General features: G+C 63.8%; 12 protein-coding genes and 2 pseudogenes. 7 read left to right on the plus strand and 7 right to left on the minus strand.

Annotated features, from left to right (window positions below):
* Positions 1-110 precede the first annotated feature (110 nt).
* A complete protein-coding gene (locus BLR04_RS27830) occupies positions 111-893 on the minus strand; it encodes a transposase family protein (protein ID WP_090770742.1) in 783 nt (260 codons plus the stop codon).
* 812 nt (positions 894-1705) lie between these two features.
* On the opposite strand from BLR04_RS27830, the gene BLR04_RS27835 reads away from it, so the two are divergent.
* The gene (locus BLR04_RS27835; RefSeq protein ID WP_090770744.1) at positions 1706-2692 is read left to right on the plus strand and encodes a phosphoribosylaminoimidazolesuccinocarboxamide synthase; all 987 of its coding nucleotides are present in this window, start codon (positions 1706-1708) and stop codon (positions 2690-2692) included.
* Positions 2693-3138: 446 nt separating this feature from the next.
* Entirely contained in the window at positions 3139-3975 is an 837-nt protein-coding gene (locus BLR04_RS27840; protein WP_090770746.1) for an HARBI1 family protein, read from the plus strand.
* A 332-nt stretch (positions 3976-4307) separates the two neighbouring features.
* Here the strand turns inward: BLR04_RS27840 and BLR04_RS27845 are convergent, their stop codons facing one another.
* Both BLR04_RS27845 and BLR04_RS27850 read right to left on the minus strand, forming a co-directional pair.
* Entirely contained in the window at positions 4308-4712 is a 405-nt protein-coding gene (locus BLR04_RS27845; protein ID WP_090770748.1) for a type II toxin-antitoxin system VapC family toxin, read from the minus strand.
* Positions 4709-4987 carry a type II toxin-antitoxin system Phd/YefM family antitoxin gene (locus BLR04_RS27850; RefSeq protein WP_090770750.1) on the minus strand — a complete coding sequence of 93 codons (279 nt, stop codon included), beginning with the start codon at positions 4985-4987 and terminating at the stop codon, positions 4709-4711. Before BLR04_RS27850 ends, BLR04_RS27845 begins: the two co-directional genes overlap by 4 nt.
* Positions 4988-5395: 408 nt before the next feature.
* Between BLR04_RS27850 and BLR04_RS27855 the strand changes: the two genes are divergently transcribed.
* Together BLR04_RS27855 and BLR04_RS42855 are read left to right on the plus strand one after the other, a co-directional pair.
* Positions 5396-5878: a hypothetical protein gene (locus tag BLR04_RS27855; RefSeq protein WP_090770752.1), complete on the plus strand. Its 483-nt coding sequence runs from the start codon at positions 5396-5398 to the stop codon at positions 5876-5878.
* A 502-nt stretch (positions 5879-6380) separates the two neighbouring features.
* Positions 6381-6506, plus strand: a complete 126-nt coding sequence (locus BLR04_RS42855) for a hypothetical protein (RefSeq protein WP_425413453.1) — start codon at positions 6381-6383, stop codon at positions 6504-6506.
* A gap of 333 nt (positions 6507-6839) precedes the next feature.
* Here the strand turns inward: BLR04_RS42855 and BLR04_RS42860 are convergent.
* Positions 6840-7007, minus strand: a pseudogene (locus BLR04_RS42860) (tyrosine-type recombinase/integrase); the annotation flags it as partial.
* Between the two features lie 421 nt (positions 7008-7428).
* On the opposite strand from BLR04_RS42860, the gene BLR04_RS27865 reads away from it, so the two are divergent.
* From BLR04_RS27865 to BLR04_RS27875, 3 genes are all read left to right on the plus strand, one after another.
* Complete coding sequence (locus tag BLR04_RS27865; RefSeq protein WP_090770754.1) at positions 7429-8643, plus strand: MFS transporter; 1215 nt, start codon at positions 7429-7431, stop codon at positions 8641-8643.
* Positions 8643-9026 carry a hypothetical protein gene (locus BLR04_RS27870; protein ID WP_090770756.1) on the plus strand — a complete coding sequence of 128 codons (384 nt, stop codon included), beginning with the start codon at positions 8643-8645 and terminating at the stop codon, positions 9024-9026. The genes BLR04_RS27865 and BLR04_RS27870 overlap by 1 nt, the downstream gene beginning before the upstream one ends.
* Positions 9027-9147: 121 nt before the next feature.
* The gene (locus tag BLR04_RS27875) at positions 9148-9993 is read left to right on the plus strand and encodes a phosphotransferase (RefSeq protein WP_090770758.1); all 846 of its coding nucleotides are present in this window, start codon (positions 9148-9150) and stop codon (positions 9991-9993) included.
* A 29-nt stretch (positions 9994-10022) separates the two neighbouring features.
* Here BLR04_RS27875 and BLR04_RS41475 read toward each other — a convergent pair.
* From BLR04_RS41475 to BLR04_RS27885, 3 genes and pseudogenes are all read right to left on the minus strand, one after another.
* Positions 10023-10196 (minus strand): annotated as a pseudogene (locus BLR04_RS41475) (IS982 family transposase); the annotation flags it as partial.
* A 4-nt stretch (positions 10197-10200) separates the two neighbouring features.
* Positions 10201-11082, minus strand: a complete 882-nt coding sequence (locus BLR04_RS27880; RefSeq protein ID WP_218129212.1) for a sulfotransferase domain-containing protein — start codon at positions 11080-11082, stop codon at positions 10201-10203.
* 471 nt (positions 11083-11553) lie between these two features.
* Complete coding sequence (locus tag BLR04_RS27885; protein ID WP_090770762.1) at positions 11554-14097, minus strand: ABC transporter permease; 2544 nt, start codon at positions 14095-14097, stop codon at positions 11554-11556.
* Positions 14098-14145 lie beyond the last annotated feature (48 nt).

Here is a 14145-nt window from a genome sequence, read left to right on the forward strand (position 1 = left end):
GTTCATGCTCGTCTCATGGCGCATGTCCGAGGAGAAGGTCAATCTCGGGGAGCGTACGATCTGCTGATCGCAGCGACGGCCGCGGCCACTGCGAGAACAGTGAGCTCTTTTCATCTTGGGTAACGGCCCTCTTCGACGAGCTGCAAGACGAGGATCGCTTGCACGAGCGCGGTCGCGCGATGCGGGCAACAGCGCAGCTTGGTCAGCACCTTCCAGGACTTCAAGGTCGCGACCGCCCGCTCGCCGATGGCTCGGATACGGGCGTGGGCGCGGTTGACGTCCCGCTGTCCGCGCGACAACAAGGGACGATGACGATGCCGCTTGAAGGGTGTGCGGATCGTGCCGCCCGCGCCCTGATACCCCTTGTCCGCGAAGGTTTTCACGCCAGCGCTGGTCAAGGCGTCGATCAGGCCAACCATCCGAGCGGCGGTCACGTCGTGGGTGGCGCCCGGCAGCGCAGGTGAGGCCCACACCAGCCGGCCGACGGGATCGGCCAGCAGTTGCACGTTCATTCCATGCTGCTTGTGTTTACCGCTGTAGTACGGCCGCTCGTCGGCGAGGCGGTCGATGGGGATGAGGGTGCCGTCGAGGATGGTGTACGCCAGTCGGGATGCGCGCTCGACGGCGGCGTGCACGTCGTCGGCCAAGGCGGCCAGGAGATCGACGGCTTCGCGGATGTAGCGCCAGGCCGTGGTGGTGCCGATGGCGAAGCCGGCGGCCAGGCGGGCGTAGGTGTCGCCGTTGCGCAGGTGGGCCAGAACCAGCAGCGCTTGCTGTGCCGGGTCTAACTTCCGCCACCGGGAGCGGCGTTCAGCACGCCGGGTGCGGATGAGTTCGGCCAGGCGGATCAGGGTGTGGTTGGACAGCGGAATCGAGGCACGGTAAGACAGCAACGAGGCTCCCGGTTGGGGCATCGGATCTTGGTCGACTGCTGTCTTATCGGGAGCCTCCTCTCATCCGCCACCGCTCTCCGTGAAGCCATGGTGACCAGGGCCGCCAGGTTGGAAAGAGCTCAGTGATCACGATGGATGCCTCGGCCGCCTTCGATGACCTTCCAGGCGTCCGCGCACAGGTGGTTCCTCGCTGAGCGACGACGGCAACCCTGACGGCAACGTCGGACGCCAACGCCACACTTAGGGCACTCCTGGCCACCCCGTCGGCACCGGGTCGAGACGGCCCCTCAGCCTGATCACCACACCTGAAAAGCGGAAGGTCGGCAGTTCGACCCTGCCCCTGACCACCAGTCTCGAACAGCCAAGATGCCCCGTAGCGATCACCGCTCCGGGGCGTTTTTGTATCCGCTGACGGCAACGTCCCCGAGCGTGTGCTCACATGGATACTGACATCCACGGGTTCACCCGAACACGGCAACGCCCCGGAGCGGATGAGCTCACGGGGCGTTGCGGCGGAGTGACGATCAGCTGAGGCGGTCTCCCAGCTTTCCGAGAGCAGGCCGCGCACGTAGGCGGTTGTGGTCGACGTGGTTCGACGCGGGCGAACCGGCCGGCGATCCGGCTGAGGATACCATCCAGGGGGCAGGGCCTACGCTGTCGGCCACGGTTATTGCGTGATCTTCGGTTGCCTTCCTCGGTGAGGATGCCACCATGTTCGACATCGCGATGGCCGGGGCGGGCAGGCCACAATCCCCGGTGGGTGAAGGCCATCCCGGCCGCGAGGCTGGAAGACTATTTGAGAGGTCAACTTCATGACGCCACGGACCAGCGACTTCCAACTTCTGGACCATTGCCTCACCGACGCGGAATTCAGTGAGTTGCCGGGCTTTTACCGTAACAAGGTGCGGGATGCCTACCAACTGCCGGATCGGCGACGTCTGTTGATTTCAACTGACCGTCAATCTGCGTTCGATCAGGTTTTGGCCGCTGTGCCGCATAAAGGCCAGGTACTGACCCAAACGGCACGCTATTGGTTTGATCAGACCGAAGATGTTTGTCCGAACCATGTAATTTCTTACCCGGACCCGAACATCGTCATGGTCAAAGACCTCGACATGCTGCCGATCGAGATCGTAGTGCGATCCTACCTGACAGGTTCTACCAATACCAGCCTTTGGTCGATGTATGATCAAGGTAACAGAGTGCTATACGGTCATGAATTCCCAGAAGGCCTGAAGAAGAATCAGCAATTGGTCGAAGCGATCGTAACGCCGACAACGAAACCCGCTCAAGGAGGGCATGACGCGCCCATCACGGAATCGGAAATCCTCGAAACCCAGCTCGTAACGCCCGCGCAATGGTACGAGTTGGTGGAAAGAAGTCTGGCACTATTCGCACGCGGGCAAGAGTTGGCAGCCAAGAAGGGGCTTATCCTAGTAGATACCAAATATGAGTTCGGTCTTGATGAAAATGGCGCCATCGTGGTCGCCGACGAAATTCATACCCCGGACTCCAGTCGCTTCTGGATTGCTGAAACCTATCAAGAAAAGTTTGAATCCGGCGAAGAGCCATACAGTTTGGATAAGGAATTCCTGCGTTTGTGGATCGTTGGTCAATGCGATCCCTACAAGGACCCGATTCCGCAGATCCCCGCCGAGACTTTGATAGAGTTCAGCAACAAATATATCGCCTTGTTCGAACGGTTGACTGGTCTGGAATTTGAGAAACCCGACCCGCTGGTCTCCATGCGTGCTCGTATCCGGGAAGCGCTGGCCAAGGAACTGCCCGAGTATTTCTGACCGGTACGGCTTTTGTCTCAGACGGTTTGGACGGCGTCCACAAAGAGCTGTGATCCAGTGACGATCGCCCAACTTCGGTCCTCGCTTATTGGGCTGGGGCGATCGGCTCACGGACTGACTGCGTCGGCCCTTGCCGCCGGTTGTCCGGAACCTACGGCGTGTGCGTACCGTAGCCACGATCGTCCGGTCTAAGACTAGAAGGTGGCCGGTGCCATGGATCTTGCGCGTCCGGTGGACAGGCTGCGTGCGGAACCGCATGGCCAGGTCGGTGTTGCGCGGTTCACTGAGGTGATCTCAGCGAAATAGTTCGGGCGATTGGGATTTCTTGGACGCCACCTGTGGCGTTCCGGGCCTTTCGGGAGGAGTCACCGAAGGCCGGAAACAGACGTGGAGCCCCCGGTAGAAGAGCGCTCACCACAAGAACGCTCAAGGCCGAATGGCTCCACGTGATTGCTCATCGTGCCACGCTCGACGTCTTCCGCGCACTCGTTCAGTACGTCGCGCGACTCCTGCACCAAGAACGCCGACTGCGTGGCACCCCGCAAGGTAGCCGGGCCTTGAGCCCGTTCCGGCAGGCGGTCATGGTGGTGCGCTGGTTCCGCGGCGAGCACGATGTTCCCAAGCTCGGCCGTGACCATCGCGTCTCCCGGGCCACCGCCTACCGCTACATCCACGAAGGCATCGCAGTTCTCGCAGCTCAAGCGCCGAATCTGCATCAAGCACTCGACCGCGCCCAAGCCGAAGGACTGGCGTATGTGATCCTGGACGGCACCCTGATCCCGATCGATCGCTGCGCCGAGCAGACCATCAGCGTCAAGGGCGAACCCATCGACGCCTGGTACTCCCGCAAGGCCCACCAGCACGCCGGTAACCTGCAAGCACTGTCGGCACCCGGTGGGCTGCCCTTGTGGATCGCCGAGGTCGAGCCCGGCTCCGTCCACGACCTGTCCGCCGCCCGCGCACAGGTGCTGGGCGCGCTGTACGCCGCAGCCGCACGTGGCCTGCCCACCCTCGCCGACAGCGGCTACGACGGCGCCGGAATCGGCATTCATACGCCGATCAGACAGCCCGAAGGAAACCAGATCCTCAGCCCGGACAACCACACCTACAACCGGCTCCTACGCGCCCTGCGCTGTCTCGGCGAACGCGGGTTCGCCCTGCTCAAAGGGCGCTGGCGGACCCTCCAGCACGTCACCGTCAGCCCCAGCAGAATCGGCGACATCGCCCGCGCGGCACTTGTCCTCACTCACTTCGAGCACGACTACCTGCCGGCAATTCGCTGAGATCACGTCAGTGGGCCCGTGACCACATCGACGACTTCACGAAACCAGCGGGCTGAACGACCTGCAAGTCGCTTGACATCACGGCTCCCATCGGAGCGTGCCCTGTTACCACGAAGGAAACATCCGGGCGGAGGCGGCGTCACCGGCCGTACCTTCAGCCGAGCACATGAGACCACCTTCATCAGCATCCACCCCCGCCGGATCGCCGCCTACGGGTATCGATCCGGACCGGCCGGGTTTCTACGGCAGAGAAATCACGCTTGAGGAGGCAGTCTTCGTTGAGTTTGACGGCAGCGGGTGATTCCAGGTTTCCGGTGTGCTCTGCGGGGTCGTCACACGGGCACTACGGCCACGACGCTTTCGAGCCCCTTGAAGTCGGCGTCGTTGCGTGTGTAGAGCGGCAGGCCTCGGGTGGAGGCCACCGCTGCGATCATCAGATCCATCCTGCGGGGCCGGGGACCGCGATCGGCGGCGATGGTGAGGGCCACCAGAGTTCCGTAGCGTGCGGCGGCGTCCCCGTCGAAAGGCAGTGGGTCGAAGTCGGCGACGGCCGCTCCCAGCTTTTCCATGCGTGCGGCCCTGACCCCGGCGTCTTTGGCCATGGCGACACCCTGGTGGAGTTCGGCGAGAGTGATCGCGGTGATCTCGGGGATGGTCGGGAGGCGTGCCGGATCGATCAGGTCCAGATCGATGTACGTGCAGGTGTCAAGAACTCCCGACTCGTCACGGTCAGTCATGATCGCGGCTCCCAGGGGTCGTCGTCGCTGCCGACGCGGTCTTCCGTACCGAAGAACTCGTCGGCCTCCTGGCGCATGAGTTCGTGGTTCACGCGCGGTAGCCGGCGGTGGCGGGCGACCAGTTCCTCCGCGGTCAGGCGCCGCCGACGGGGCAGGGGTCGCAGCTCGGCGACCTCGATGCCGTTGCGCGTGATGTGGTACACCTCGCCCGTCTCCACTGCGTCCATAACGGCTGCGGAGTTGTTGCGGAACTCGCGTTGGGTAATCGTCTTCATGGTTCCAATGTAGCTCCTTGTGTCTCAGCGTGCTACGCAAGGAGTGGCCTCTACGCTGGACCGTCAGGTTTGTCGACGGCAACCCTGACGGCAACGTCCACCGCCGCAGCCACACGCAGGGCAACGCGGACATCCTTCTGCTTCCGGCTTCCAGTAGATGGGCGGGGTGACTGCCACGCCTGAAAAGCCGAAGGTCGGCAGTTCGACCCTGCCCCTGACCACAAGACTTCACTAGCAAGAACGCCCCGAACGGATCATCGTTCGGGGCTTTTGATGTCCACTGACAGCAACAGTGACAGCAACGTCCCCGTCGCCTCATCGGCTGGTCGGCCCTTGCCGTGGTGAAGGATCGCTCTGGTCCACTTGATGGTCCGACTTGTAGATCTTGTGCAGACGCTTAGCTCCTGAATGCGGCTCGGGCCCGAAGAGGAGGCGGACATCATGTCGGCGGGTTCGGATACCGCAGGCTTCGTCGCCTACGACGATGCCGGGGGCTTCTTCCCACTCACATCCAGCCGTGTCCAGGGCGTCGAGGACGTCTGGCTGGTCGAGTCGAGCGGGGATGGCACGTTGCCAGCCGGACAGCGCGGCGGGGAGGGCAACCGTGTCACGCCAGAGGGGTATTCCGATATCGATCACAAGCCCATGGCAGATCAGGATTTCAAGGTCGTCCCAGAAGTAGAGCCGGGGCCGCCAGCGGCGAGGCTTGGAGTCGTGCTGGCGGTCGTGGAATGGCCCGACCAGGGTTTCTACCTCCGCCAAGGGCATGCCGCAGTGCAGAAGCCCGAGCCGGCCGCTCGTGGCGAATCGGACGACGAGGTCAAGAGCTTGGGCCATGCCGACAGTGAAGCAGCTCCTTCGACGATCTCTCACCTCGATGAAGAGTCCTGAGCAGCGTTACGGAGGCCACCGACCCGATAAAGGTGGTGGCCTCCGAGAGGTGCCGAGTTCGGGTCAGCCCAAGGCGTCTCCGAGTTTGCGCAGGGCGTTGCGTTTGTCGTCGAGGGAAGCGTGGGCGTAGATGGTCATGGTGACTTCGACGTCGCTGTGGCCGACGATGTCGAGGACGACCTGGGCGGTACGCCGAGGTTGAGCAGGAGCGTCACGCAGGTGTGGCGGAGGTCGTGGAAGCGCATGTCGCCGAGGCCGGCGGCCTTGCGGATCGTTCCCCAGCTTCGCCGGAGGTTGTCCGGCTCCATCGGGGTCCCGCAGCGGGAGGGGAGACGAGGCCGTGTTCCGTCCACTCCTCCCAGCGGTCGGAGCGTTCGGTGAACAGCTTCCTTCGGTGCTCCCTTAGGGTCTCCGCGCAGATAGGCGGTAGCGGGACGGTTCGCTCTGAGTCGGAGGTCTTGGGGCGGACGAATTGGAGGCGGCCCGCGACCCGCTGGAGGCTTTGGATGACTTCGAGCTTGCCGCCTTCGAGGTCGACGTCTTCCCAGCGGAGGCCGAGAAGCTCCCCACGGCGCAGGCCGAGGCAGAGGGCCAGGACGTACAGGGCGTGGAGTCGATGATCCTTTGATGCCTTGAGGACCGCACGGGCCTGAGGGACGGTCAGCCCGCGATTGACCTTGTACTTCGGTACGGGCACCTTGACGAGCTTCGCGACGTTGCGGGCGATGATCTCTTCTCGTACGGCGCACTCCACCGCGTTGCGTAGGACGGCGTGGATGGATTGCACCATGCGGGTCGAGAGCCGGGACTCGCAGCACGTTCCCGTCTTCAGAGCGCAGCACATGGGTTTGTCACGGGAGGCGTCCCAGCCGTTGCGGCAGCACTGGCATTCGGTGCGGATGCGGTTGATGAAGAGCCGGACGTCCTGGGCGTTGAGCTTGCCGAGCCGCTTCTTGCCCAGGCTGGGGATGAGGTGGAGGCGGACGACGCTCTCGTAGCCCTGGTAGGTCTTCGGGCGGCGTTCTTGGCTGACGATGTGCTTGTGCCAGTAGGTCAGGAAGTCGGCCAGCGTCCAGTTTTCGGATGAGACGAGGATGCCTTCGTCGGCCTGGCGGAGGAGCTCTGTCAGCTTCTTTCTGGCCTCTTCTTGCGTACGAGCGGAGCTCTGGACGCGTCTGACCGTCCCCGAGGTGGCTGAACGAAGGCGGCGTAGCCGTAGCGGCCATCCTTACGCGGCCAGATGCTGCCCTCACCATTGGAGCGCTTACGGATCCGGCGGGTCTATGGTGTGTTACCTGGAGAGTTGGAGATTGCTGCGCAAGGAGGCGGGAGTTTTCTGGTGCGGACGCCTGATTTCCAGTATGCGACAGTACTGTTTGCTGGCAAAGCTGAATCCCGATGTTGTCTCTCTACGCGTAGACGATAATGCAGCTTCCACCTCTGGCGACAACTGTGCTTGAAGAATATTCAATCTTTGATGCCCATTTCTGGAGGGCGTCGTGATTGTCGCATACAAGCGGGCGTGGCGAACAGTCCGTAGCTCTCGCACAATGACCATCCTTGCTGTAATCACAGGCGTTAATGCGATCGGCAATGGACTGTACACCACAATTTGTGTACTCTACTATACTTTAATGCTCGATCATTCCGTCGCCTTTGTTTCGCTGGCCCTCTTCGGGGCGATGATTCTGGCAATTTCGGCGGACCTTGTCGGAGGGCGGCTTGCGGATACGCGTGGACCGAAGGAAGTATTCCTGAGTGGACTAGCGATCTCTATGCTGGCGATGCTGGCGATGCTCCTCGCCAAAGACTCCTTTCTCTTCATTGTTGCAATCACACTCGCTGGCGTGGGCCAAGGCCTCTGTATGTCGTCGAATATTGCTCTTATTCGTCGGTCAGCAGATGCAGACCCAGTAATGGCACGCGCAACTTTGCGCTCGTTTCTAACGCTCGGCCTGGCTCTTGGAGGGCTTGTCGGCGCACTCGTTGTGGCTACCAACAACTTCTATGTGTATAGCGGCGCCATTGTAGTAAACGCAATCACATTCCTGTGCTGTTCAGTTCTCGCCGGCCTCCTACAGGTGAAGAATCCGCCAAGGGGTGACGCTGTTGAGATGGGTGATAGGTTAGCGGCAATTCGTAATGCCCGTTTTGTTGGTTTTACGGTGGTGTCGGCACTAATATCAATACATAACCACGTACTCCCCTTCGCTGTACCACTATGGATCGCCGCGTTCCATCCAGAAGTTGCATGGATTGCAGCAATCGCCATGGTGGCGAACACTGTTGTCGAGGTGACGCTTCAGGTTTACGTAAGCGATCGAATTAGGTCTGGTAGGGGTGCTGTCATAGCATTCTGTTCCGGTAGCGCGATTATCAGCTCCTCGTACATCGCACTCGCCTGGATGTCCGAGACATCTGTCGGAGTCGCGATCGTTCTTTCTCTCGGCTTTGCTGTCGTATACTCAGTCGGCGAAATGGCAATGTCTGCCGGTTCTATGGATTTGCAATTTAGAATTGCGCCAGCCGAACTTCAGGGGCAATACAGTGCCGTATTTGGAATGATGCATGGCTTTGCGTCAGCTGCGGCGCCATCGGTACTTGGCCTTATCGTCACCGTCGGTAAGCCGATAGGCTGGCTAGCGCTTGCTGCCGCGACGTGCCTTCTTTCGCCCATGGTTCTGTTTCTCACACGTCGCCACGAGTTCCGGGCAGCAGTTGCCCCTTCAGCGTCCGACAACGCGCTTACATCAAGGAACGAGTGATGAGCTGGCGATCCTTACGGTCTCAGAAGGCGGGCGTGTCGGCTCAGGACGCGGTGAGAGATCTGATGGCCCTGGGATTCATCGAGATACGTTTCACGACGCACCTCCTACGCCGGGAGTTGGCCGGTGATGATCTGAGTAGCCCGCTCAGCCACATCGAACGCATCAGGATGATCGCGAATGTTTGCCACAACCTTCCAGGCGACTTGCGTCCGACGAATGATCGCGAGCGTGAGCGGCGAGCGATGGAGAGCCTGAAGTCCCACCTTCGAGGACTTGAGCACGACGGCCAGGCAGCCCAATGGGTGCGCGCACGGCTGGACGAACTCGGATACGACTACCTGCCCCTTCTCCCAGAGCACGTGCGAGCCCGGCTCGCGTAACAGTGAGCGCCCGGAGCGACAGCTCCAAGCGCTCACAGGGGATCGGCTCGAGCCGGCGCATGTCCCGTGGTGGCACCACTGGCGCAGGAGTAGATCACGCTGATGACGGTAATCTCGGCCGGTGCCTCTCCCGGATCACGCTCTTCTCGATATTGCAGCCGAGCTGCTGCCAGGGATCTCTCTAACCGGTGCGCAGCATCGCAAGGGTCAGTTCCACGATGTCGTCGCAGTCCCCGGCGTCGCTGCTGTCCGAATCGCTCGGAGGGAGGCTGCCGCCCTCGAATTGCCGCGCCGAACGGAATTGCTCTTCCGCGTGGCTCAGCTGGATCTGCCGTTCAAGACGCCGATCCCACTCGGCCCCGTTGCGACGATCGACGGACGGACAGCCGTCGCCGTGAGCTGGATCGATGGCGCCATGCACCCCAAAGGCAGCGGTGATCCGTCGAAGCTTCGGGGTGTTCTGGAAGCGTTGGCATCGATCGATGTGGCGCTCATCGAAGACGTGTTGGACGAACCCCATGCATATGCAGGTCGAGGGCGTTGGGAGGAGCTCCTCATCGAGGAGGATGTGCCCCGGTTGCCGGCCCATCTGCGCGGGGAAGCACAACGCAGGGTGAGTGCGGCCCTGGCCCTCGAGTATGTCCCGGCCTCGCTGGTGCATGGAGACCTGGCTGCGGAGAACATGCACTGGAGCTCCGGCGGTGACTTGATCGGGATCCTGGACTGGGATCTTGCCCAGGTATTTGACCCGGCCATCGATGCCGCCTGCCTGGCTTGGCACGGGTGGCAGGCGGTGAGACAGGCCGTTGACGGCGACACTTACCGGAGAGCTCGTGTATGGGCGAGGACATTCGGCATCGAACAGGTGGGTGCCGCCATTGCCAACGGAGAGCCTCCCAGCGTCATTGAGCGGTACGTGGAGTCGACGGTGAAGTGGCTCGAACAAGATCTTGGGCAGGTCATCTAGGCGGAAACCGTGAGCGTCGCCGGCATCTGCGGGGCCAGCTCTCGCAACTGCCGGTTGTAGACGGTCCGGGAGGGCAACCCCGGGAACAGATGACCGATCCGGGCCGCCGCCGTCCGCAGCCAGTAACGTTCCTGATCGCAACGCAACAGAACGTGCGCCACCGCCACGACCACCGCCTCGGCCGAGGTCAGTACTTCACATCGACATCTAGCTGATGATCTTCTCGCGGTGGACCCACTCGACCAATTGCGGGTCGGCGAGTTCCTGGACCCGGTCCCGGTATCGCCGCAGGTCGTCCGCGTCGAGCAACTCGCGCCACTGTCCGCTTATGCCTCGGTGGAAGAACTGTTCGCGATCGTTCCACACCCTGCCGTCGGGTGCCAGTTCGTCCGCCCGTCTCCGCATCTCGCCGAAGCCTGCCGCCTTGACCAGCTCCGGCCACTTCTTCTCGGGAATCTCGATGCCGAGTCGGGCCGCGAGCTTGCGCATCGTGCCTTCGAGATCGTCCTTCATCTCCTGGTAGTGGAGGAGTATGACGTTGGGCTGATCGCGCATCTGCCAGAAGGTGGAGAGGTGGTGCAGCATTCCCGGAAGGCCGGGCATTTCTTCGGGGCCGTCGACCCAGAGCCAGAACCGGTCGCGGGCCGATTCGGGCGGCTCGGGCAGCGGACCGGGCGGCGGACCACCGGCTTCCTCCGCCCCGACGGCTGCGGCGCGGAGCGTCATCAGGGTGGGGAAGTTGGTGTTGGCCAGGTGGTTGTCCCAGGAGATCGCGACATCTCGCGGGTCTCGCCCGACGGTGATGTAGGTGACCCGTTCGTCGTACGGGAGGCCGTCGAGCGGGGTGTGCGTCTTCATGAACCGACGGTGCCGCTGCGCGGACAGTTCGGCCACGATTTCCTCGCGCGGGTGGAGGAGAGAGTCGGGCCAAGGCGACATAGCGTTGAGCGGCCGGGAGAAGTCGGTCGATTGAAAGATCAGCAGTGCGCAGATCATCTGCATCCACGTCGTACCGGACTTCGGGGCGGTCGAGATCACGATGTCCCCGTCCCGCAGCGCGATGTCGTCCCAGCGGGTGCTGTCCGTCAAGATGTTCCGATAACGAGCGATTGGTGGTCTCACGAAGAATTCTCCCTTTCTGTGCTGTTATTACAGGTCCGCCACGTGGGGCGGACTGCGCTGTCAACGATTGCCAGCTAGAGTGCGGGCGCGATTCTCGTCACCCGCTTCGAAGAACGGCCGCTACCTCTGCTGCGGCTGTTCACATTGCGTCACCCGGGGCCCAGAATCAACCTCCCTGCACGGTCACCGATCAGCATCGACGGGGCGTTGGTGTTGCCTGAGGTGAGGCTTGGCATGATCGCGACATAGGCCACGCGCAGACCCTGATTCCATGCACGCGCACCTTGGGGCCGACGACGGAGAGCGCGTCGTACGCCTCGTCCGCAGCGTGCGCCGGGGCCCCGGTAATGGCGAGGCAGGCGGCGGCAAGCAGAGCCGTGGCACCGACGCGGGCCTTACGAGAACCAGGGCACACCAAGGGCGCGCTGACCGGCGAAGTCAACCGGACTGGATCGCGGTGAGCATGTCGAGTCGTGCCGCGTTGCGGGCGGGCCACACGGCTGCGACGACACCGATGACAGTGGCCAGCGCGAGGACGAGCGCGATCTGGCCCCAGGGCAGGATGAGCCGGTAGGCAGGTGTGTCCGCGGTCAGGAGGCGGACACCCGCCCAGCCGAAGAAGAGGCCAAGACCGGTGCCAAGCGTTGCGCCGAACAACGAGATGACCAGCGACTCCAGGCGTACCATCCGCCTGACGCCACGACGGTCCAGGCCGATGGCGCGGAGCATGCCGATCTCGGCCGAGCGTTCGGCGATGGACATGACGAGAGTGTTGACGACGCCGAGGACGGCGACGATCACGGCCATGGCGAGCAGTCCGTACAGCAGGTACAGCATCATGGTGATGTTCTGGGCGATGGAGGTGGAGACGTCCTGCTTGCTCTGTACGAGGATCGCGGGGCTGTTTCCGAGGGCCTTCACGATCGAGTTCTTGGCCGCTCCGCTCGGGCCGTGCGCGGTCTTGACCAGGACGGACGCGGCGGTGCGGGTACGCAGGTGCGGGTCGAGGAGGCTGGTGTCGATCACGAGGCCGTGGAGCAGGTCGGTGTCCTGATAGGTGCCGCGGACGGTCACCCGGCCGTGGTTGCCGTCGGGGAAGGTGACCGGGAGTACGGTGCCGATGGTCCAGCCGTGGCCGGCGGCCGTGCCGGCGTCGACGACGGCGCCGCCCGCGCCGAAAGCGGAGAGGGAGCCGCGGGTGAACTCCGGGCGGAGCAGGTCACCGATGACGCTCGCGTCCACGCCGGTCAGGAAGGTGGGGGAGTCGGCGACGCGCGCCGGGACCTCACGCAAGGGGCTGACGGCGGTGACTCCGCCGGCTGCCTTGAGCGTGTCCTCGACCTGTACGGACAGGTCGTCGTAGTTGCCCATCCTGATGACATAGTCGGCCCTCAGGGTCGCGGTCGCCCGGGCGTCGGTGGCCTCCTGGCTGCTGGTGGCGATGACGGTGAGCCCGGTGATGATCGCGAGGCCGATGGTCAGGGCGGACGCCGTGGCGGCCGTTCGGCGGGGGTTGCGCAAGGCGTTCTCGCGGGCCAGTTTCCCGGGGGCGCCCATGCGGCGCAGCAGCGGCGTGACCGCGGCGACGAACGGGCGGGACAGCATCGGGGTGAGGACGAACACCCCGATCAGCAGCGCGCTCGCGCCCAGCCCGATGACGTACTGGCCGTCGTCGACACCCATGCCGGTGCCGGCGAGCACGGCGGCGGCGCCGGCGGCGGACAGGAAGGCGCCGACGATGGTGCGCACGGCCAGGGATTTGCTGGTGGCCTGCGCGTGCACGGCGCTGATCGCGGCTACGGGCGGAATCCTCCCGGCACGACGCGCGGGCAGCCAGGCGGCGGCCATCGTCACCAGGACGCCGACGGACAGAGACACCGCGACGGAGACAGGGGTGATCACCAGCGGTCCGTCGGGGAGGACCTGGTCGCCGGCGCCGAACAAGCCGATCAGACTGCGCAGACCGGCGCCGACGCCGATCCCGGCCACCACGCCGGCGCAGCCGGCGCCGGCTCCGATGAGGAGCGCCTCGACGAGTACGGAGCGGGTGATCTGGCGGCGTGACGCGCCGATGGCCCGCAGCAGCGCGAGATCCCTGGTTCGCTGGGCGGTGAGCATCGTGAAGGTGTTGGCGATGAGGAAGACGCCGACGAAAAGCGCGATGCCGGCGAAGACGAGGAGGGTGGATCGCAGGTCGCTGATGCTGCTTTCCACCCGTACGGCCTGGTCATGGGCGAGTGAGTCGCCGGTGAAGGTGTCGGCCCCCGCAGGCAGCACCTTCTCGACGGCCGTCTGCAGCGCCGCCTGGGACACGCCGGATGTGGCCTTGGCGGTGATTTCGTGGAATTCGTCCGGCTCGGCGAACAGCCGTTGCGCGGTGGCGGTGTCGAAGAGGGTGAGCGTGCCGCCGGCGGAGACCTCACCGTCGTCGGTGGTGAAGACGCCGACCAGCTTCTCCTTGAGGATCGGCCCGTCGACGGAGACGCGTACGGTGTCGCCCACCTCGTAGCCCGTACGCTCCGCCGACTCGGCGTCGATCATGATCTCGCCCGCGTTCTCGGGCGCCCGCCCCCGGGCCAGGGGGTATCGGGGGTCCGCACCGTCCTGGCCCGGATAGTAGTTGGCGCCGCGCGTCGACCAGCCCTGACCCGCCGGCGTGGCGTCCTTACCGGCGATGGCGGTGAAGCCGGTGACCGAACCGATCACCGTGCGGGCCTCGGGCAGCCGGGCCACGGCATGCAGAAGATCCTGGGTGAGGGCGGGGCGCGTACCCGGAGGCGCGCCCTCGGGCGCCCTGCCCGGCCTGATGGCCACGTCGACGTACTCGAAGCTCCGCTCAGAGCTCTTGCGGTACGCCTCGGCGAAGGTGTCGGTGAAGACGAGGGTGGCGCAGAGGAAGGCCACACCGAGCAGTACGGCGAGCATGGTCATCAGCAGCCGGCCCTTGTGGGCGAGGACATTGCGCAGCGACGTGCGGAACATGTGAGGTCGGTCCTGAGAGAAGTGATCGTGAGTGGATCGGGACGCGGT

This window comes from Nonomuraea maritima, from assembly GCF_900100395.1.
Taxonomy (GTDB): domain Bacteria; phylum Actinomycetota; class Actinomycetes; order Streptosporangiales; family Streptosporangiaceae; genus Nonomuraea; species Nonomuraea maritima.